The sequence below is a fragment of the Pseudomonas sp. So3.2b genome, from assembly GCF_019464415.1.
GTDB lineage: Bacteria > Pseudomonadota > Gammaproteobacteria > Pseudomonadales > Pseudomonadaceae > Aquipseudomonas > Aquipseudomonas shahriarae.
In genome coordinates this window covers 2,615,429-2,633,054 of the sequence record NZ_CP080494.1, presented here as the reverse complement: position 1 = coordinate 2,633,054, position 17,626 = coordinate 2,615,429, and the positions used below count along the sequence as shown (strand labels likewise).

The window sequence follows — 17,626 nt, the reverse complement described above, 5'->3', positions numbered from 1 at the left end:
TGTCATGGAAAATTCATCTGGGCTCGGCAGCGGCTACGGGGTGAGCCAATAAAAAATCAGCAACGGCACAGGCCGTTGCTGATCAGGGGTTGCAGGTCGAGGAACGCGGGCGTTACAGCGGACGACCGATACCGTTGCAGACGTCGGTCTTACCGATGCTCAGCGGGTTGCTGGCGGTCAGGAAGCTGCTGCGGATCGCGCTTTTCCAGGAGTCAGGCAGTGGCACGAAACGGTTGGCGCGGATGGCGTCATCGTTGTTCACGGTCTCGCCGTAGTGCTGGGCAAAGAAGTCACGGACCTGGTTGGACTGGGTGCCGTTGATATAGCACTGGCTGAAGATCAGGTTGGTGAAGCCCAGGATCGGGTAGCCCGACGTTGGGTAAGGCACCACGCCGGCCACGCCGTTTTTACCGAACACAGGTACCCACTTGTCCGGGTTGCCACGGTCAGCCACGGCGGGCACCGAAACGTTATCAATCGCCTCGGAAACGTTATCCGGAGCAGGCGATACACCTTCGGTGTTGCTTGCCACGTCCTTGCCGACGCGAGCGACCTTGGTCGCGTCGTCCAGGCCTTCCAGGGTGGTGGCCGCGTAGTCAGGGCTCATGTAGGTGATACGGCCTTCGGCGACAGTCGTATCGTTCAAGGCATTCATCACTCCCTGGCTGCCGGCAGCCGCAACGGCACCGGCCGGCAGGCCACCGCTGTAGCTGTTGGCAAAGGTGGTGGTAACGGCGAAGCTGCCGGTTTCAGCGCACTTGGCGTTCAGGAAGCGCGTGAACAGTTCGGTGGTGCCGCTGCTTTCGCTGCGGTAAACCACGGTGATTGCACCGCTACGGCCAGCGCCGGTGATCTGGCTCCAGTTGTTGATACGCCCGGAGAACACACCGCACAGCTCGTTGACGCTCAGGTCAACCGCATTGGCACCGCTCTTGCGGAAAGGAATGGCCACCGAAGTGGCCACCGACGGCACCTGGATCAGCTTGCCCCAGCCTGGCTGCTTGGCAGAGGCATAGGTGGACAATTCAGTGGCGCTGAGCTTGGAGTCGCTGCCGGCCCAGTGCACGTTCTTGGTGGTCACGCCGGGTACGAGCTTGTCGTATTTGTTTTCCAGGAACGCGGCCTTGCCGTTGCCGCTGCCGACACCGATGTAGGCGGCGAAACCGGCAGTCAGTACGCCGGGCGTCTGGTACAGCGGCTGTGGCAGGGTTGCGCCACCGCCGTTGACATCAGCGAATGCAGCCTGGGCCGAGCAGAGGGCCGCGAGGGTCATGGATACCGCGAGAACGTTGCGCTTAAACATGAAGAAGCTCCTTTCGTCGTATTCATACGTTGAGGTAGATGGCTCTTGCATGACGCCATGGCACTCGGTTCACACGCCGTGATCCAGCGGGCTTGCGGGGCGAGGCCATGGACACGAAGGTCGCAGTTTCCGATGACAGATAAGGGAAAAAACCTCGGGAGGAACAGCTTGATTTTTAAAAAGATTCTCGGGTGTTTTGGCAATGATTGTGGCTTTTATCGGGGTGGGTGACAGCGAGGTTTCAGGGAGTGTTTCGACGATGGCGGGCGGGCCGTGCGCAGGGGGGCAAAGATGACGCAATGACGAACCCGAGGCGGGGTGATGGGCGGGTCGGGTAATTGACTTGCAGCCAGTCACCACCGATACAAATGTGGGAGCTGGCTTGCCTGCGATAGCGGTGGTTCAGTCACTGTTTCTGCCGGCTGATACGCCGCCATCGCAGGCAAGCCAGCGCCCACATTTGCACCGGCGCAGTCTTCACAGGTCAGGTAACCAATTGGTTGATCTCGATGATCGGCAACAGCACCGCCATCACGATCACCAGCACCACCGCGCCCATCACCACGATCATCAACGGCTCCAGCAATGCAGTCATACCCATGGCCCGCCGTTCGATATCCCGCGACAGGGTCTGCGCCGCCCGTTCCAGCATCGGCGGCAGGGCGCCGGTTTTTTCGCCGCTGGCGATCAGGTGGATCAGTACCGGCGGGAAGACCTTTTCCACCGCCAGGGCCGGCGCCAGGTTAACCCCTTCGCGAACCTTGGCCGTGGCATCGCTGACACACTGGCTCAGGCGGTCGTTGGACAGGGTCTGGCGCGCCGCTTCCAGGGCGCGCAGCAAGGGCACGCCGGCACCGCCGAGGATGGCCAGGGTCGAGGCGAAACGCGCGGTGTTGAGCCCCAGCACAAACCGCCCGAGCAGCGGCAGGCGCAAGACCCGGCTGTGCCAGTTCAAGCGCGCCACGGGGTTGCGCAGGTACAGGCGCCAACTCCAGAAGCCCGCGACCAGCCCGGTAAAACACAGCCAGCCCCAGGCGCGGATAAAGTCACTGGCATTGAGCATTGCCAGGGTCAGCCCCGGCAGGTCCTGGCGCGCCTGGGAAAACGCACTGACCACCTGCGGCACCACGTAGCTCAGGAGGAAAATCACAATGCCGATGGACACCAGCCCCACCACCCCTGGATAGATAAAGGCCGTGAGAATCTTGCCCCGCAGGTTGTTGCGCTCTTCGATGTAGTCGGCCAGGCGCTCCATGACCTGGGCCAGGTCGCCGGACTCCTCCCCCGCCGCAATCAACGCCCGGTAGATCGACGGGAAGTCCCGTGGCCGCGCGGCCAATGCATCGGCCAGGCGCATGCCGCTGCGCACATCGGCGCGCACTGCGCTGAGGGTCTGGGCGATATGCTTTTTTTCCGCCTGCTCCACTGTGGCACTCAGCGCCGCCTCCAGGGGCAGGCTAGCACCGAGCAGGCTGGCCAGTTGGCGGGTGGCCCAGGCCAGGTCGTTGTCCGACAGCTTGGCACTGAACAGGCTGCTGCCTGCCACGTTGGCGTTGCCTTCGAGCTGCACCAGCAACGCGGTCAGACCACGACTGCGCAGGCTGGCAAAGGCCGCGCCCTGGCTCTCGGCCTCGAGGTGCCCGGCTTCCAGTTTGCCGCTGGCATCGGCGGCCTCATAGCGATAGCGATTCATCAGGCGTCCCGTGTTACACGCAAGATTTCTTCCGGCGCAGTGGCACCGCTGCGCACCCAACGCTCGCCGTCTTCACGCATGCTGAACATCCCGGCGTGGCGCGCGGCGACGCGTATCTGCTGCTCGCCGGCCCCCTGGTGGATCAGGCCGCGCACCGCGTCATCGACGCAGAACAATTCATGGATGCCGGTGCGGCCGCTGTACCCGACCTGGTTGCACTGGCCACACCCCACCGGGCGCCAGGTGCCGGGGGCCGCCGGGTCAGGCTGTTTGCAGTACGGGCACAGGCGGCGCACCAGGCGCTGGGCCAATACACCGAGCAGCGACGAGGCCAGCAGGAACGGCTCGACCCCCATGTCGATCAGGCGATTGACCGCCGACACCGCGTCATTGGTGTGCAACGTGGCCAGCACCAGGTGCCCGGTGAGTGAAGCCTGCACGGCGATCTGCGCGGTCTCCAGGTCGCGGATTTCGCCGATCATGATGATGTCCGGGTCCTGGCGCAGGATCGCACGCAGGGCCAGGGCGAAGGTCATGTCGATCTTGGCGTTGACCTGGATCTGGCTGATCCCCGGCAGGTCGTATTCCACCGGGTCTTCCACGGTGAGGATATTGCTCGTGCTGGCATCCAGCCGCGCCAGGGCGGCGTAGAGGCTGGTGGTCTTGCCGCTGCCAGTGGGCCCGGTGACCAGAACGATGCCGTGGGGCTGGCGAATCAGGCCATCGAGACGCGCCAGCAGCTGCGGGTCCATACCCAGGGTTTCCAGTTGCAGGCGCCCGGCCTGTTTGTCGAGCAGGCGCATCACCACCCGTTCGCCATGGCCGGTGGGCACCGTCGACACCCGTATATCAATCGGCCGCCCGGCAACCCGCAGGGCGATGCGTCCATCCTGGGGCAGGCGTTTTTCGGCGATATCGAGCTGGGCCATGATCTTGATCCGCGACACCAGCGCGCCATGCAGGGCTTTGCGCGGCGACACCACATCGCGCAGGGTGCCGTCGACGCGGTAGCGCACCACGGAGTGGGTTTCGAAGGGTTCGATATGGATGTCACTGGCCTCGTCGCGGGCGGCCTGGGTCAGCAAGGCGTTGATCATGCGAATCACCGGGGCGCCGTCCTGGGTGTCGAGCAGGTCGGTGATTTCCGGGATGTCCTGCATCAGGCGGTCGAGGTCGACTTCGTTTTCGGCGGCGCCGACCACGGCGGCGGCGCTGCCGGTATCGGCGTAGGCACTGGCCAGCAGGCCGTCGAGCTCATCGTCGCGCACCTGCTCGATGGCGGCCTCGCCGAATTGCCGGTGGACCTCGCTGATCGACCAGCCGGGGGTCGAGGGGCAGATGGTCAGGCGTGGGCCTTCGGGGGTGGGCTGCAAGAGGATGCGTTGGGATTTGGCCCAGGCGTAGGGGAGCAGGCTCATAGGGACCCGCCCTTGCGGCGGCTCAGCGCACAGTAAGCCAGGGCTGCGCCCATGCTCGGCAGCCCGATTCTCGAGGCGACCGCATCCCCCTGTGGGAGCTGTCGAGCCCCACAGGGGGAATGGGTGCGACTCACGGGCGTGTACTCCCCGGCATCGCCTTCTCCACCGCCGGCAACTGCGGCGCCTGCACATCCGGCAGTGCCCAGCTGTGCTGCGGCTGCAAGCCACCCTGGGCGCGGCGCATAAAGTCGTAGCGATTGCGCGTAATGCTGCGGCCCGCGCCGCTGTCGCGAATGATGTAGGGCCGCAGGAACACCATCAGGTTGGTCTTGTTCACACTGCGCGACTCGTTGCGAAACAGCGCGCCCAATCCCGGGATGTCTGATAGCCACGGCACTGCGTCGTTGCTCTGGGTATAGCCATCCTGCAACAGCCCGCCCAGCACCATGATCTGCCCGTCATCCAGCAAGATGCTGGTATCAATCGCGCGCTTGTTGGTCACCGTGCGCGCATCCCCCGACGCCCGGGTATCGACGCTGCTGACTTCCTGGTAGATATCCAGCTTCACCGTACCGCCCTCGGAAATCTGTGGCCGTACGTTCAACTTGAGCCCCACTTCCTCACGCTGCACGGTCTGGAACGGGTTATTGCTGGTGCCGCCCCCGCCGGTCACGTAGCTGCCGGTGATGAAGGGAATGGTCTGGCCGACGAAGATACTCGCCGCCTCATTGTCCAGGGTCAGCAGGTTCGGCGTGGATAACACATTGGTCCCGCCCTTGCTCTTCAACGCCCGCGCCAGGACTTTGAGGTCCAGCACCCGGCCGATCCCTGGAATATCCACGGTACCGTCCACCAGGCCGATGTTCAGGCCCTTGGGCAGCACGTCAATGCTGGTCTTGCTGGTGGGGGTGCCGTTGATCCCGCTGCCGCCCAGGTTGACCCCGCCAAAACCACCCTTGCCCCCCAGGTTGCCGGCCTGCCACTGCACGCCGAATTCGCTGGCATCGTCTTCGTTGACTTCGACGATCAGGCTTTCGATCACCACCTGGGCGCGGCGCTGGTCGAGCATGTCGATGACTTCGCGCAGGTTGCGGTACAGCGGATCCGGGGCGGATATCAGCAGGGTGTTGGTGGTCGCATCGGCCTGGATCGTCACACCGCCGGCACTGAAGGCAGTGTTCTGCTCACTGCCGGCAGTGCTTGCGCCGGTGCTGTCCTTGGCATAACCGCTGGATGGCGCCGCGCTGGCGGTCGGCGTGCCGCTGCTGTTCTGGGTGCTGCCCTGGCTGGTGCTACCCGCGCCGCCCATCGCACTCAACTTGGAGCGGGCCTCGTCACTGACGCCACTTTCGCTCTCTCCGGTCAGCATGCCGCGCAGGGATTGGGCCAGCTTGCCTGCCTGGGCGTTGCGCAGGTACACCACGTGCATGTTGCTGGGGTTGCTCTGGGCATTGTCGAGTTTGTAGATCAGGTTGCGCGCCAGCTCCGTGCGCTCGGGGCTGCCGGCACGAATGATGATCGAGTTGGAACGCGGGTCGCCGATCACGGCGATTTTCTGGGTCTGGTCGTTGCCCTGGGTTTCCAGCAACTCGGCGACCATTGCCGCGATATCCACGGCGATGCCGTTTTGTACCGGCACCACGTCGGTGTCGATGGCGCTTGGGGTGTCGATGCCGGCGATGATTTGCCCTACCCGTGCGAGGTTTTCCGCGTAGTCGGTGATGACGATGCTGTTGTTGCCGGGGTAGGCGTTGATCGGGTTGTTCGGCGAAACGATGGGGCGCAACACCGGGATCAGGTTCACCGCGTTTTCGTATTGCAGGCGGAAGGTGCGGGTCTGCATGCCATTGCCACTGGGGCTGGCGGCGTTGTAGATCGGCCCGCCCAGCAGTTTGGCGTCGGCTTCCGGGACCACCTGGGCCACGCCCCCCACGTCCACCACACTGAAGCCCTGCATGCGCAGCGCCGCCAGCAGCATGTCGTAGGCCTGGTGCGCCGGGACCTGGCCTTCGCTGACCAGGGTCAGGTTGCCCTTGACCCGGGGGTCTACCAGGAACTGCTGGCCGGTGGCGCGGGACAAGGCGCGTACCACCGCCTGGATCTCGGCGTCGACGAAATTCAATTGCACCGGCTGGTCACCCAGCGGGTTGCGCACCTTGGCCGGCGCGGCGACCGGGCCACGGGCGCGGTTGCTCAGCGGGTGCTGGACCCGCGGCTGGGGGCTGATTTCGCGCTGGCGATCGGGCAACGGCACGCCATTGCGCCGGGTGTCGGCCAGGGGCTGGCCGAGTTCGCTGTCCACCAGCAAGGGCGCAGGTGTAGGCGCCGGGGTGTGGCTGCAGGCACTGAGCGCCAGCAACAGCAGCGGCGCCACCTGGCGAAACGGCGCTGAACGGGGAAGTGACCACTTCATGAAGCTTCCTTAGCGCCAGGCGCCTGATCCATGCGAACGGTCCCGGACACGCTGCCGGCCGGGTTTTCTGGGGTATCGCCCACACGTTGCAAGCGCGCGTGGGACACCTCCAGGGAAAATGCGCGCGGGCTGGTCAGCAGCCAACCAACCAGCGCATCCGCCGGCGCGTCGGTAAAAGTCAGGCGCCAACCGGCGGGCGCCACGCCCTGCAACTGATAGCGGTCTTTAAGTCCGGCAGCGTCGAGCGCCTGGCGCAGCGCGCCTTCCAGGTCTTGCCCGGCGCGCGCACCGGCACTGGCGCCCTGCAGCAGCACCTGCAAGGTGGCGGCCTGGGTGCGCAGCTTGGGGGTTTCGGCCTGCCAGAAATCAATCTGCTGCAAGGGCGGCTCAATCAGCAGCAACCACACCAAAAAGCCCGCCAGTACCGCCCCGCTGCCGCCCAGCAGGCGTTTTTCGCGCAGGGCCAGGCCGCTCCAGAATCCCTGGAGCTGGCCGCGCAGGTGCGGATAGCTGAACTTACTCATCGGCGCCTCCCGTGTTGTCGAGCGGCCCGAGGGTCCAGCCGTGCTCATCGCGGGTGGCGGCGAAACCCGCCTCGGTCAACGCCGCCTGCCACTCCCCTGGGGCGGCCGGGCTGCGACTGTCGGGCAACAGCTCCAGGTGCAACCGGCCTTGATCAAATGCCAACGCCTGGACGCTGCCGACCATAAACGGCAGGTGGTTGCCCGCCAGTTGCAACAGGCTGCTGAAACGCTGGCCGGGATCGGCGTTGGCACCTTGCCCGGCGGCCAGTTGCTGCCGGGCCTGTTGCAGCGGATTGAGGATCACTGGCAAGTGCGGGAAGGCCTGCTTGACCTGGGCAATCATCCGCGCTTTGAGCTGTTGCCCTTCGTCCACCTGGCGCGCGGCATACAGGTTCAGGCCCAGGGTCCAGACCGCCACCGCCAGGGCACTGAGCCCCAGCGCCCGGCCCCAGCCACCGCTGCTGGCGCGCTTGAGGCGGCCATGCAAGCCCCAGGCGGGGACCACACCCTGCCAGCGCGCGGGCGTGTGTTCATCGACCTGATGCAACTGCGCGCCAGCCTGCACCAGTTCCGCCAGGGCCTGTGGCCCCAGGGGGTGCAAGGCGCTCTGGTGCAGGCTCTGGCGCAGCAGCAGATGCCCGTCGACGCAGGCCACGCTCAAATGCCCCGCCGGCGGTACAGGCAAGGCATAGGGCGCCGGGTACAGGCCGCGCAAACTGATGGGCACCTGGGCCAGGACCCGCTGCAACTGTTCCAGGCCAGCCGTCGGCAGCCAGCCCACTTGCACCTGGCCGTTGCTCTGCCGTGGGCTGTGGACCACCTGCATTTGCGCGACCGGGCCGAGGATCAGCGCCTGGGCCGCGCAGGCCACGGCTGCCGCCACTTTAGCGGGCGGCAATTGCGGCAGTTCCAGGCTGCTCAGCAAACTGTCCCGAGGATGCAGGAAACACTCGGCCGCCAGGCTCTTGCGCGGTTGCGCCAACTGCCCAAGGCTGGCCTGACCTTGCCGGCTGACCTGCCCGGCGCGGTCCAACCAGGCGTAGTGCACCAGGCTTTCGGCGCTCAGTTGGGCCAGCGGCGGCAAGGCAATGCGCAAGCGCGTCATGCGCCCACCCGCCACCAGATCACTTGGGGTTGCCGGTCTTCAGGGCGATACAACAGCGCTTCGACCGCCACCCGCCGCTGCTCGCGCCGCGCGCGGCCGTGCCAGCGGAACCACTCACTGGTGATTCCCACCTGCACCGAGTCCACCAACAACTGCGGCATGCGCAGGCGGTTGACGAAATCCCCGCGGTTGATAAACCAGCGCCCGCTGTCCCGCTCGGCCACCAGCCCCTGGGCCTGGGACAGGCTGAGCCCCGGCACCACCGCACTGAGCACTTCGGCGCTGGCCGTATTGCCATTGACCCAGGTGTTGTCGGGCAACACGCTGACATAGGCCGCCAGGCGTTGCTGCACACCCGGCTCAAGGGCAAGGTCGTCAAGGCTGCGCAACATCGGCGCCCTGGCCGGCAGCAAGGTCTGCGCGGCCTCGGGCGAGGTGCTGCGCAGGCTGCTCACGTCACTGCCACCCGCGCGCTGCGCATAGGAGGCAAGCACCCGTTGGCTGATGCGCTGGCTGGTGTTGGGGTCGATGCCGAGCAACTGGCACAGACGTTGGAAACTCTGCAACTGCGCCACATCCGGCTGCTGCTGGCTGACCAGATTGCGCAGGTTGAACTTGCCCTGCTCGTCATCCAGGCGCCCTTCGACCACCCCGGCAAAGGGGCGCGCCCAGGGCTGGTCGAGACGGGTCAGCACCTCTTTGCGCCGCGCGTCCCACAACTGTTGCCGGCTGGCCTGCAGCGCGCCCTGCAACAACCAACTGCCCTGGACCCGCAGTTGTTCGGCCTCAAGGCTGCGGGTGAACACGCTCTGGCGGGTGAGCATGGCCCCGGCAAGCACCGCCACCACGGCGGCGATCAGCAACGCGCTGATAATCGCCATGCCGCGCTGCTTCGCCGCTCTGGGCAAATGGCTGTTCATGGCGCGCCTTACAACTGCCAGGAGCCGATATCGGCATTCACGCCCTCACCGTCCGGTTGGCCGTCGGCGCCCAGGGAGAACACATCGACTTCACCGTTGGCGCCAGGGTTGAGGTACTGATACGGGCGGCCCCAGGGGTCGTTGGGCAAGCGTTCGAGGTAGGCGCGCCAATTGCTGTTCTTCCCATCGGCCGGGCGCTCGACCAGGACCTTGAGACCCTGGGTCAGGTTCGGATAGCTGCCGTGGTCCAGGCGGTAGAGTTTCAGCGCCTGCATCAGGCCACCGATGTCTTGCCGGGCAGCCGTGGCCCGCGCCTGGTCGGGGCGGTCGAGCACCTTGGGCACCACCATGGCGGCGAGGATCCCGAGAATGACCACCACCACCATGATCTCGATCAGGGTAAAGCCACGCTGGCCACGAGCGCCTCGCGGGGTGGATGTGAAGTGCGCGATATCCATCTCGACATTCCTTGGCTTGAGTGCTTTTCGTCGCGCAGTGTTGCAAGACAACATGTCAGGCGTATTGAAAATCCTCGGGAGCTTTGGTCGCCAATCGGTCAAGTGCAGGGGCTAGTCTGCGGGCCTGTTTCCCGGCATTGAGCAAGCCATGCGCGCCCGCAATAGGAACCAAGGTTTCACCCTGATCGAGGTGCTGGTGGCCCTGGCGATTATCGCCGTGGCCATGGCGGCGGCTGTGCGGGTGGCGGGGTTGATGACCCAGAGCAATGGCCTGTTGCGCGACAAATCCATCGCCATGCTGGCGGCCCAGAGTCGCCTGGCGCAACTGCGTCTGGAGGGCCGCGCCAGCCCCGGGCGCAAGACGTACGAGTGCGACCAGGGCCGCTTGAAACTGCGCTGTGAACAGGTGGTGGCAGGCGCTGGCGACCTCTGGAGAGTCAGCGTGCAAGTGCTGGACGCCACACTCGAGGCGCCGCCCCTGGCGCGCCTTGAGACCCTGGTGGCCCGCGCGCCGGCGTTAAAGCAGGTTACGGCCGAGTGAGCCGGGGCAAGGCCGGGGCATCGGGCAACTTGTCGAGGTTGACCCGGACCTTTTCAGCGCCGCGCTCGATCACCACCCCGTCGCCCTCGATGGCCGCCAGGCGCACGCCGGGACTGAGGCGTTCACCCGCTAGAAAGCTGCGCGGCGGCCCGTCGTTGAGGCTGAGAATCGCCACCGCGCCCTGGGCGCCGGCCAGCACCCCGGAGACCTTGATCTGCAGGGCCGCCGGCATGTCGGCAAACCATTGCAGCGCCGGGTTATCACTGCGCGCCGCCAATGCCTGGGGGGCAAGCGCCGGGGTATGGGACTCGGCAGACGTCAGCAACAACGGTGTCCATGTAGCGACCCCGGCCAGCGTCGCCAGCACGGCCAGGGCCTGGATGCCGTGGGCGGCAGATACGCGATGGATGAATGCCATGGGCGGGACCTCCTGTTTGTCCGTGCAGACAGCTTACAGGGCAATTCTCACGGTTTTATTTCAGTGGCAGATCCCGTTGAGGGCACACCCATGACGAATCGCCGGCAACAGGGGTTCACCTTGATCGAGTTGATGGTGGTGCTGGTGATCATCGGCATTGCCAGCGCGGCCATCAGCCTGAGCATCAAGCCCGACCCCTTGCACCGCTTGCGCAAGGACGCCGAGCGCCTGAGCCAGGTGCTGCAGATCGCCCAGGCCGAAGCCCGTGCCGATGGCCGCACGATCACTTGGCGCGCCGATGCCAAGGGCTACCGTTTGAGCCGCCGCCGCGACGATGGCCGGGGGCTGGAGGACTTCAAGGATGACCCACAACTGCGGCCACGGGCCTGGGATACCACGCCGATGCTGGTGCGGATCGAATCCCGGCAGACCCTGGTGCTGAATGCCGAATGGATCAATCCGCCGCTGCAGGTGTGGCTCTCGGACGGGCAACACGGCCTCAGCCTGCAACGTGATGCAGCCGGCACCTTGCGCGTGGTGAGCCAGCCATGAACCGCGAGCAGCAAGGCTTTACCCTGATCGAAGTGATGGTGGCGATCATGCTGATGGCGGTGGTCAGCCTGATTGCCTGGCGCGGCTTGGACAGCGTGACCCGCGCCGACGCCCACTTGCAGGCCAGCACCGAACAGACCCAGGGCCTGCTGCGCGCCCTGAACCAGCTGCAACTGGACGTCAGCCTGCGCGCCGGGGTGGAACTGGCTGCGCCACCCACCGAGGACCAGCCTCCCGCCGCCGACGCCTTGCCGGCGGTGACCGTGCGCAGCTCCGACAGCCAGGGCTTTCGTCTGGAGCTGATCCGCAGCGCGCCAACCCCGGCGACGGCTTGCAACGGGTGCGGTGGTGGCTCAAGGGCGACACCTTGTACCGCGCTGCCGCACCGGCGCGGGATCGCTATCCGCTGCCGGCGCCCAAGGAGGCGGTGGCGGTGTTGAGCCAGGTCAGCGACCTGCAAGTGCGGGTGTGGGACAACGAGAAAGGCTGGCGGCAGTTGAGTGGCAATCGCCAGGACAATCCATCGGGGATGGAAATCACCCTGGTGCGCCAGACGCCCCAGGGGGTGGAGCGCTATCGCCAGGTGCTGGGGCCGTTGGACTAAACCTGTGGCGAGCGCGTCCCCGTCTCCAGGGCTAGCTGAGCAACACCACCCCACCCGGCAGTTCCGTGCATTTGGCCCCATAGGCATCGCGGATCAGCAACGCCACACCTGGCAGTTGTTCGAGACTGAAGCGCGCCTGGACCCGGCGCTTGCCCAGTTCGCGGTTGAGCAATACCAACATCCCTGGGCGGTAGCGGTTGATCTCGTCGATCACCGTATCCAGTGTGGCGTTATTGAATACCAGCACCTGTTCCCGCCAGGCGATCACGGCTTCGGTGTCCACCGTCACCACGGGGCCCAGCCCGGCCGCGTCGTAGGTCAACTGGCGCCCGCTGTCCAGGCGCACGCTGCGCCCCTGCACTTCAACCGCCAGCCAGCCTTCAATGCAGGTCACGCACACACTGTGGTCGGTGTTGCGCACATTGAAGCGCGCCTGGCTCGCGCTCAGCCAGCCCGCCCCTGCCTGTACGGTCAGCGGCTGTGCCACCTGCACCTCGACCTCGCCTTCAAGCAGTTCGATGCCCTGCTCGCGCCGGCTGATGCGGGTCTGGGTGTTGAGCTCCAGGCTGATGCCCTCGCGCAAGTCCACCCGCCGCTGCTCGCCCACTGCGGTGTGGTAGTCGGCGCTCAAGCCGGCAAAACCACCGGGCACGCTGATGTGCACCATCACCAGGGCCGCCGAGGCAGCAAGCGCCCCGCCGAGGAACGCCCGCCGGCCAAAGTGCCGGGGGCCTGGGCCTCGGTCAGCGCCGGGGCCAATTGTTGCCACAGTCGCTTGGCCTGTTCGAAGGCCTGGGCATGCTCGGGGCTCTGGGCGCACCACTGGCGCAGGGCCTTGGCATCGGCCACGGTTGCCTGGCCCGAGGTCAGGAGGACCAGCCAGTCGCGCGCTTCACCGTGCAATCGGCTGTCGGGCGTGTCCCGGGCAGTGGGAAAGCTAAAAATATTCAAGCGCGCAGGTACTCACGGATTATCAGGGACTCAACACTAAGACGGTTTTCCGGCGCCGGGACCGAACCGCTGGATGACTTTTCTTTCCAGACGCTGGGCGCAATGCCCCAGGGCGGCCTTGATTTCCTTCTCGACCATGCGTGTGGAAATGCCGAAACGCTGGGAGATTTCCAGGTGTGGCGCTTCCTCCAGGCGCGCGGCGATAAGGATCTTGCGCCGCCGGGCAGGCAGTTCGTAGAGGGCTTTGAGCAGGGACTGGATTTCTTTCTGGCCACCCACCACCCGCGAGGGGTCCAGGGCTTCATCGCTGATATTGAGCAACTCCTCGACTTCGCTGCCGGTCAGCAGGCGGGCATCGGCCTGGCGCCGGTCGGCCGCAATGTTCAGGGCCATGCGGTACAGATAGGCATTGGGTTGTTGCAGGTTCGCCGGCATGTCCATGCGGTCGACCCGCAGGTAGGTTTCATGCAGGACGTCATTGGCCAGATCCTCCGACCCCAGGCGCTTGCGCAAACGCACCTTGAAGTCCTCGTAGGAGGCCAGGAACAACCTGACCATTGGCGTGTGCCCGGTATCCTTCATGCCCCGGAAGCTCCTTGCCGTGCTGTGCATTCCATGCGTTTTCCTGTGGTATCGGGCATTAAAAGCAGGGTCAACGGCAACCGCATCGAGCTGGGTGCCGGGCGCTCTATCCATGTGCTGCCGAGGCTGCGCACCAGCGCTTCATCACGCAGTACATCGCCAGTGGAGCTGACCAGGCGGCTGTGTTCAATCAATCCGTCACGGTTGACCCAGACCTGCACCAGCGCCCGAAAACTGCCGGGGCGAGTCAAGGGTGAACGGCACAGGCTGGCTTCGACGGCCTGCTGCACGGCGCTGGCATAACTGCGGTTGAGCCGTGCGGCGTTACGTGGCGACACCCCGCGACTGGCCAGCGGTTGGCTGACTTCAGGCACCTGCAGGGTGAATGCATCACTGCGTGCGTAACGTGCCATCAGGCCACTCCCTGTCAGTAACAGGCCCAGGGCCTGCTGGGCGCTGTAGTGCCCGTGCACACCCATCGAACGTCGTCCATCGCTCAACTCGCGGTCCACCAGCACCGCCATCCCGGTGGCCCGGCTGAAAGCTTCCAGGGCGGGCGCCAGGTCTTGCGCAGGCAGATCCAGGCGCAACAACGGCGGCTCCCCCGCTTGCACCCTGGGCAGTGGCAGCCACATCCAGGCCAACAGCAAGACCAGGCAGCAGTGCGTGCGCCTCCAAGCCCACCGTTCGACCCCTGCTCTGCCTTGTTGCACGGCTGCCGTGTCCTGGGAAAAGCGTCATCCTGAGGCCAATTTATGAACCTGATGTTACGGTGATGGCAAAAAAAACATCACGGTTTCGCCAGCGCCACCGGGCTAGACTGGCAGGCACTAGCGGCCCACTCCCCAGGGCCTGCCAGGAGGCTCTGATGAAGCGGTTGCTGATGCTGTTGTTATGCGCGGGCCTGGCGTCGACCGTGCACGCCGAGGAAACGCCAGGCGGTTGTGTCGAGGCCAGGGTGGATGGATACAAAGCGCCTGACTATGGATGCCTGAGCCAGCAGATGGGCGCTAAGGCAGCGCAGAAAAACCGCGAGGCGCGGGAAAAACCGGTGCACCAGCGGCCGCCGAACCAGATTGGCTTGTCGACGCCGGCGGCGACCAGTGTGCGGATGGGCAATACGTTCGGTACGGGGGTAAAGCCGCAGCGGCCGTGATCTGAGGGCCTGCTAGAAGCGCCACTCCTCGGCCCTAACCAGTTGGCAGAACGGCCCATCCAGCGTGGCATTGTGATGAGCGACGATATGCTCGGCTTTCATCACGGGAGTGTCCGAACAGGTATGGCCATCGGCGATAAGTACCGCATCGAAGCCAAGGTCACGGGCAGCGCGGCAGGTGCTGTCGACGCAGTATTGCGTTTTCATCCCGGTGACCACTACACCGCTAGCGCCGCATGTGCGCAACTGGTCAGCCAGGTCAGTCGACTCAAAAGCGTTGGGCCGACGCTTTTCGAACACCCTTTCGCCACCGAGCAACTTCAGTTGCGGTACCACCTTCGTCAGCGGGCTGCCGGGCTCGATGGGCGAGCCCACGGGCCCGATATGGCGCGCCAGAAAAATCGGCGCACCGGCGTGGCGGGCCTTATCCATCAGGCTATTGAGTGTTTCCAACAACGCTTCGCAGCGCCATGGTTTTTCCGGGCCGTGAACTAGCCCGACTTGCATATCGAGAATCAACAGGGCGTACATGGGTGCATCTCCTTGCGTTTGAGCCAGCGACACAAGGACAAGAAAAAAGGCCCTGTCCATCGCTGGCGGGCCTTTGAAGTTCGTCTGCTATTGGCTCACGAAACCTCGCACGCTCCGCTTGCAGCGGTCGTGGTGGTGGTCGTCGAGGTGAGGCAATAGGCAGTCATGCGTCGACACTAGCAATACCGCAACGCCCTGACAAGCCAGGATCCTGGAGCTCCCCCCCGAGCTGCAAACGTGTTCAGTGCTTAAACCGAAAATGCGGCAATAAAGCGCAGTGGATAGGAATATGTCGGGACTTTTGCCAGAATGCGCAACTTAGAAACATTCGCATTCGCAGGAAATTCCCATGCACGCCCCCCACCCGCTCCCCGCTGCGCGCCGCATCCTTGCCGTCGAGGATGACCCGTTGCTCGCCGCCCACCTGCACAGCCACCTGGGCCAGCGTGGCTTCGAGGTCACGTTGCGCCAGGATGGTGGAGGGATTGTCGAGTTGGCGCGTACCCAGGATTTCGACCTGATCCTGATGGACATCATGCTGCCCGGCAGCAGCGGCCTGGAGGTGCTCGCGCAACTGCGGCGGCATCAACGGGTACCGGTGATCCTGATGTCGGCCCTCGGTGCCGAGCAGGACCGCATCACCGGTTTCAGCCAGGGCGCCGACGATTACCTGCCCAAGCCGTTCAGCATGTTGGAGATGGATGTGCGCATCGACGCGATCCTGCGCCGGGTGGCCTATGAACATGAGGTGCCTGGCACGGCGCGCAATGAAGATCCGCAACTGACGTTCGACGAACAGCGCACGGATGTGCACCTGGATGAACAGTGGGCCGACCTGACTACCACCGAATACCGCGTCCTGGAAACCCTGGTGGCCCATGCCGACGAGGTGCTGACCAAGGCATTCCTGTATCAGCAGGTCATGCACCGCGCCTATTCGCGGCATGATCGCAGCCTGGACATGCATGTCAGCCGTATCCGCCGCAAGTTGCAGGCCATCGGCTACACCGCCGGGCGCGTGGAAACGGTCAGGAGCACAGGCTATATGCTGACCCGGCTGGAGCCATGAGGCTGCCCAACCGCCACTCGCTGTTGTGGAAATTGATCGGCTTGCTGGCGGTGTTGTGCCTGCTGGTGGTCAGCCTGCAAGTGGATGTGAGCCGGCGCATCTACGAAGCCACCGCGCGCTTGCCCGCCCCCACCCGTTACATCCTCAGCGAGTACTCACGCCAGGCCGAAATTGCCTGGCGCGAACGCGGTGCAGTGGGGGTCGATGAGTTCCTCAAGAATCTGCGTGCCCAGGAGCAGGTATGGGCGGTGATAGTGGACGACCACCAGTCGCTGTCCTCCCAGGCTTTGACCACGATCGAGCGGCGCAAGCTGGATTTTGTACGCCAGATCGACTGGCCAGTGGGCCGCCCCGGCGGGCGGCCGACTTTCTATATTCCGTTCAGCGACGGTGCAGCACGCCTGGTCATGGAGTTGCCACTGCACCTGGACCCCCGCCAGGGCCGTGGCCTGTGGGACATTTTGCTGCGCCAGGTACTGCCGACGTGCCTGGCGCTATTGTTTGGTGTGCTGTTGTACCGGGTGCTGATTTCGCCGCTGGTGATCTTGCGGCGCCAGGCCAATGCCCTGAGCGCCGGCGACCTGGCGGCGCGGGTCGGGCCCCAGGTGACGCACCGCCGTGACGAACTCGGTGAATTGGCCCGGGCCTTCGACCACATGGCCGAGCGCCTGGAAAATACCGTGGTCCTGCAACGGCGCCTGCTGCGGGACTTGTCCCACGAACTGCGCACGCCCTTGAGCCGGCTGCGGGTGGCCGGGGAGCGCGAGCCCGATCCAAATGCCCTGCGCCAGCGCCTGGAGCGCGAAGTGCAAGGCATGGAACGCTTGATCGGCAGCACCCTGGAGCTGGTCTGGCTGGATACCGAACGCCCGGCGATGCCCGTGGAAGCGGTCGAGATGGAACCGTTGTGGGACTTGCTGCGCGAAGACGCCTGCTTTGAAAGCGGCTGGCCGCGGGAGCGCCTGCCCTGCGAACTGCCCGCCGACTGTTGGGTGCTGGGCAACCTCAATGGCCTGGCCCAGGCCCTGGAAAATATCCTGCGCAATGCCATCCGCCATTCCCCCGAACACGGTGTGGTGCGCTTGACCGGAGCATTGGAGGGCGATTTCTGGCACTTGTGCATTCAGGACCAGGGCCCAGGGATCGAGCCGGACAAGCTGGAGCAGATCTTCCTGCCCTTCACCCGCCTCAACGCCGCCCGCCCCGGCGGTGACGGCTATGGCCTGGGGTTGTCGATTGCGCGCAGCATCGTGCAGTTGCAAGGCGGCCAGTTGTGGGCACAGAACACCACGCCCGGGCTGTGCCTGCACCTGCGGCTCAAAGTGTATAAGTTGTAAATTGCGTTTACTCCCATATGAGAATCACTAGCATTCGAGCCATACGTTTCT

17 protein-coding genes and 2 pseudogenes are annotated in these 17,626 nt (G+C 65.0%); 6 read left to right on the top strand and 13 right to left on the bottom strand.

The features are described 5' to 3' along the window. Nucleotides 1–112 precede the first annotated feature (112 nt). The 8 genes from K1X80_RS11785 to gspG form a co-directional block, all read right to left on the bottom strand. Nucleotides 113–1,303 carry a substrate-binding domain-containing protein gene (locus tag K1X80_RS11785; RefSeq protein ID WP_186626254.1) on the bottom strand — a complete coding sequence of 397 codons (1,191 nt, stop codon included), beginning with the start codon at nucleotides 1,301–1,303 and terminating at the stop codon, nucleotides 113–115. Nucleotides 1,304–1,787: 484 nt separating this feature from the next. Then, nucleotides 1,788–2,996 (bottom strand): type II secretion system inner membrane protein GspF, encoded by a 1,209-nt coding sequence (gene gspF, locus K1X80_RS11780; RefSeq protein ID WP_057445154.1) that lies wholly within the window; start codon nucleotides 2,994–2,996, stop codon nucleotides 1,788–1,790. Continuing rightward, entirely contained in the window at nucleotides 2,996–4,414 is a 1,419-nt protein-coding gene (gene gspE / locus K1X80_RS11775; RefSeq protein ID WP_076964999.1) for a type II secretion system ATPase GspE, read from the bottom strand. Before gspE ends, gspF begins: the two co-directional genes overlap by 1 nt. A gap of 130 nt (nucleotides 4,415–4,544) precedes the next feature. Next, nucleotides 4,545–6,827 (bottom strand): type II secretion system secretin GspD, encoded by a 2,283-nt coding sequence (gene gspD / locus K1X80_RS11770; protein WP_057959141.1) that lies wholly within the window; start codon nucleotides 6,825–6,827, stop codon nucleotides 4,545–4,547. Next, nucleotides 6,824–7,351, bottom strand: a complete 528-nt coding sequence (gspM, locus tag K1X80_RS11765; protein ID WP_057959140.1) for a type II secretion system protein GspM — start codon at nucleotides 7,349–7,351, stop codon at nucleotides 6,824–6,826. The genes gspD and gspM overlap by 4 nt, the downstream gene beginning before the upstream one ends. Continuing rightward, a complete protein-coding gene (gene gspL, locus K1X80_RS11760; RefSeq protein ID WP_057959139.1) occupies nucleotides 7,344–8,456 on the bottom strand; it encodes a type II secretion system protein GspL in 1,113 nt (370 codons plus the stop codon). The genes gspM and gspL overlap by 8 nt, the downstream gene beginning before the upstream one ends. Then, a complete protein-coding gene (gspK, locus tag K1X80_RS11755) occupies nucleotides 8,453–9,376 on the bottom strand; it encodes a type II secretion system minor pseudopilin GspK (protein WP_159439761.1) in 924 nt (307 codons plus the stop codon). Before gspK ends, gspL begins: the two co-directional genes overlap by 4 nt. 8 nt (nucleotides 9,377–9,384) lie before the next feature. Then, entirely contained in the window at nucleotides 9,385–9,834 is a 450-nt protein-coding gene (gene gspG, locus K1X80_RS11750; protein ID WP_057438719.1) for a type II secretion system major pseudopilin GspG, read from the bottom strand. Nucleotides 9,835–9,982: 148 nt separating this feature from the next. Between gspG and gspI the strand changes: the two genes are divergently transcribed. Continuing rightward, nucleotides 9,983–10,375, top strand: a complete 393-nt coding sequence (gene gspI, locus K1X80_RS11745) for a type II secretion system minor pseudopilin GspI (RefSeq protein ID WP_057438720.1) — start codon at nucleotides 9,983–9,985, stop codon at nucleotides 10,373–10,375. Here the strand turns inward: gspI and K1X80_RS11740 are convergent. After that, nucleotides 10,362–10,793, bottom strand: a complete 432-nt coding sequence (locus tag K1X80_RS11740) for a type II secretion system protein N (protein ID WP_057438721.1) — start codon at nucleotides 10,791–10,793, stop codon at nucleotides 10,362–10,364. The genes gspI and K1X80_RS11740 overlap by 14 nt on opposite strands. 90 nt (nucleotides 10,794–10,883) lie before the next feature. On the opposite strand from K1X80_RS11740, the gene gspH reads away from it, so the two are divergent. Both gspH and K1X80_RS11730 read left to right on the top strand, forming a co-directional pair. Then, the gene (gene gspH, locus K1X80_RS11735; protein ID WP_057959136.1) at nucleotides 10,884–11,345 is read left to right on the top strand and encodes a type II secretion system minor pseudopilin GspH; all 462 of its coding nucleotides are present in this window, start codon (nucleotides 10,884–10,886) and stop codon (nucleotides 11,343–11,345) included. Continuing rightward, a pseudogene (locus tag K1X80_RS11730) lies at nucleotides 11,342–11,949 on the top strand (type II secretion system protein GspJ). Before gspH ends, K1X80_RS11730 begins: the two are co-directional and overlap by 4 nt. Nucleotides 11,950–11,980: 31 nt before the next feature. Here K1X80_RS11730 and K1X80_RS11725 read toward each other — a convergent pair. The 3 genes and pseudogenes from K1X80_RS11725 to K1X80_RS11715 all read right to left on the bottom strand — a co-directional run bounded on the left by K1X80_RS11725 (nucleotide 11,981) and on the right by K1X80_RS11715 (nucleotide 14,117). Then, nucleotides 11,981–12,900, bottom strand: a pseudogene (locus K1X80_RS11725) (FecR family protein). 36 nt (nucleotides 12,901–12,936) lie between these two features. After that, nucleotides 12,937–13,482 (bottom strand): RNA polymerase sigma factor, encoded by a 546-nt coding sequence (locus tag K1X80_RS11720; protein WP_057438724.1) that lies wholly within the window; start codon nucleotides 13,480–13,482, stop codon nucleotides 12,937–12,939. Further along, entirely contained in the window at nucleotides 13,479–14,117 is a 639-nt protein-coding gene (locus tag K1X80_RS11715; RefSeq protein ID WP_057438740.1) for a secretin and TonB N-terminal domain-containing protein, read from the bottom strand. Before K1X80_RS11715 ends, K1X80_RS11720 begins: the two co-directional genes overlap by 4 nt. 233 nt (nucleotides 14,118–14,350) lie before the next feature. On the opposite strand from K1X80_RS11715, the gene K1X80_RS11710 reads away from it, so the two are divergent. Continuing rightward, on the top strand, nucleotides 14,351–14,638 hold the full coding sequence (locus tag K1X80_RS11710) for a hypothetical protein (protein WP_057959133.1): 288 nt from the start codon (nucleotides 14,351–14,353) through the stop codon (nucleotides 14,636–14,638). A gap of 12 nt (nucleotides 14,639–14,650) precedes the next feature. On the opposite strand, the gene K1X80_RS11705 is transcribed toward K1X80_RS11710, so the two are convergent. After that, complete coding sequence (locus tag K1X80_RS11705; RefSeq protein WP_057959132.1) at nucleotides 14,651–15,169, bottom strand: cysteine hydrolase family protein; 519 nt, start codon at nucleotides 15,167–15,169, stop codon at nucleotides 14,651–14,653. A 349-nt stretch (nucleotides 15,170–15,518) separates the two neighbouring features. Between K1X80_RS11705 and K1X80_RS11700 the strand changes: the two genes are divergently transcribed. Beyond that, nucleotides 15,519–16,238 carry a response regulator transcription factor gene (locus tag K1X80_RS11700; RefSeq protein ID WP_057959131.1) on the top strand — a complete coding sequence of 240 codons (720 nt, stop codon included), beginning with the start codon at nucleotides 15,519–15,521 and terminating at the stop codon, nucleotides 16,236–16,238. After that, nucleotides 16,235–17,575 (top strand): sensor histidine kinase, encoded by a 1,341-nt coding sequence (locus K1X80_RS11695; protein ID WP_169961366.1) that lies wholly within the window; start codon nucleotides 16,235–16,237, stop codon nucleotides 17,573–17,575. The genes K1X80_RS11700 and K1X80_RS11695 overlap by 4 nt, the downstream gene beginning before the upstream one ends. Nucleotides 17,576–17,626 lie beyond the last annotated feature (51 nt).

Excerpts from the sequence above, each read along its gene's own strand:
- K1X80_RS11785 (WP_186626254.1), bottom strand. The coding sequence starts at position 1,303 with ATGTTTAAGCGCAACGTTCTCGCGGTATCCATGACCCTCGCGGCCCTC.
- gspF (WP_057445154.1), bottom strand. The coding sequence starts at position 2,996 with ATGAATCGCTATCGCTATGAGGCCGCCGATGCCAGCGGCAAACTGGAA.
- gspE (WP_076964999.1), bottom strand. The coding sequence starts at position 4,414 with ATGAGCCTGCTCCCCTACGCCTGGGCCAAATCCCAACGCATCCTCTTG.
- gspD (WP_057959141.1), bottom strand. The coding sequence starts at position 6,827 with ATGAAGTGGTCACTTCCCCGTTCAGCGCCGTTTCGCCAGGTGGCGCCG.
- gspM (WP_057959140.1), bottom strand. The coding sequence starts at position 7,351 with ATGAGTAAGTTCAGCTATCCGCACCTGCGCGGCCAGCTCCAGGGATTC.
- gspL (WP_057959139.1), bottom strand. The coding sequence starts at position 8,456 with ATGACGCGCTTGCGCATTGCCTTGCCGCCGCTGGCCCAACTGAGCGCC.
- gspK (WP_159439761.1), bottom strand. The coding sequence starts at position 9,376 with ATGAACAGCCATTTGCCCAGAGCGGCGAAGCAGCGCGGCATGGCGATT.
- gspG (WP_057438719.1), bottom strand. The coding sequence starts at position 9,834 with ATGGATATCGCGCACTTCACATCCACCCCGCGAGGCGCTCGTGGCCAG.
- gspI (WP_057438720.1), top strand. The coding sequence starts at position 9,983 with ATGCGCGCCCGCAATAGGAACCAAGGTTTCACCCTGATCGAGGTGCTG.
- K1X80_RS11740 (WP_057438721.1), bottom strand. The coding sequence starts at position 10,793 with ATGGCATTCATCCATCGCGTATCTGCCGCCCACGGCATCCAGGCCCTG.
- gspH (WP_057959136.1), top strand. The coding sequence starts at position 10,884 with ATGACGAATCGCCGGCAACAGGGGTTCACCTTGATCGAGTTGATGGTG.
- K1X80_RS11720 (WP_057438724.1), bottom strand. The coding sequence starts at position 13,482 with ATGAAGGATACCGGGCACACGCCAATGGTCAGGTTGTTCCTGGCCTCC.
- K1X80_RS11715 (WP_057438740.1), bottom strand. The coding sequence starts at position 14,117 with ATGTGGCTGCCACTGCCCAGGGTGCAAGCGGGGGAGCCGCCGTTGTTG.
- K1X80_RS11710 (WP_057959133.1), top strand. The coding sequence starts at position 14,351 with ATGAAGCGGTTGCTGATGCTGTTGTTATGCGCGGGCCTGGCGTCGACC.
- K1X80_RS11705 (WP_057959132.1), bottom strand. The coding sequence starts at position 15,169 with ATGTACGCCCTGTTGATTCTCGATATGCAAGTCGGGCTAGTTCACGGC.
- K1X80_RS11700 (WP_057959131.1), top strand. The coding sequence starts at position 15,519 with ATGCACGCCCCCCACCCGCTCCCCGCTGCGCGCCGCATCCTTGCCGTC.
- K1X80_RS11695 (WP_169961366.1), top strand. The coding sequence starts at position 16,235 with ATGAGGCTGCCCAACCGCCACTCGCTGTTGTGGAAATTGATCGGCTTG.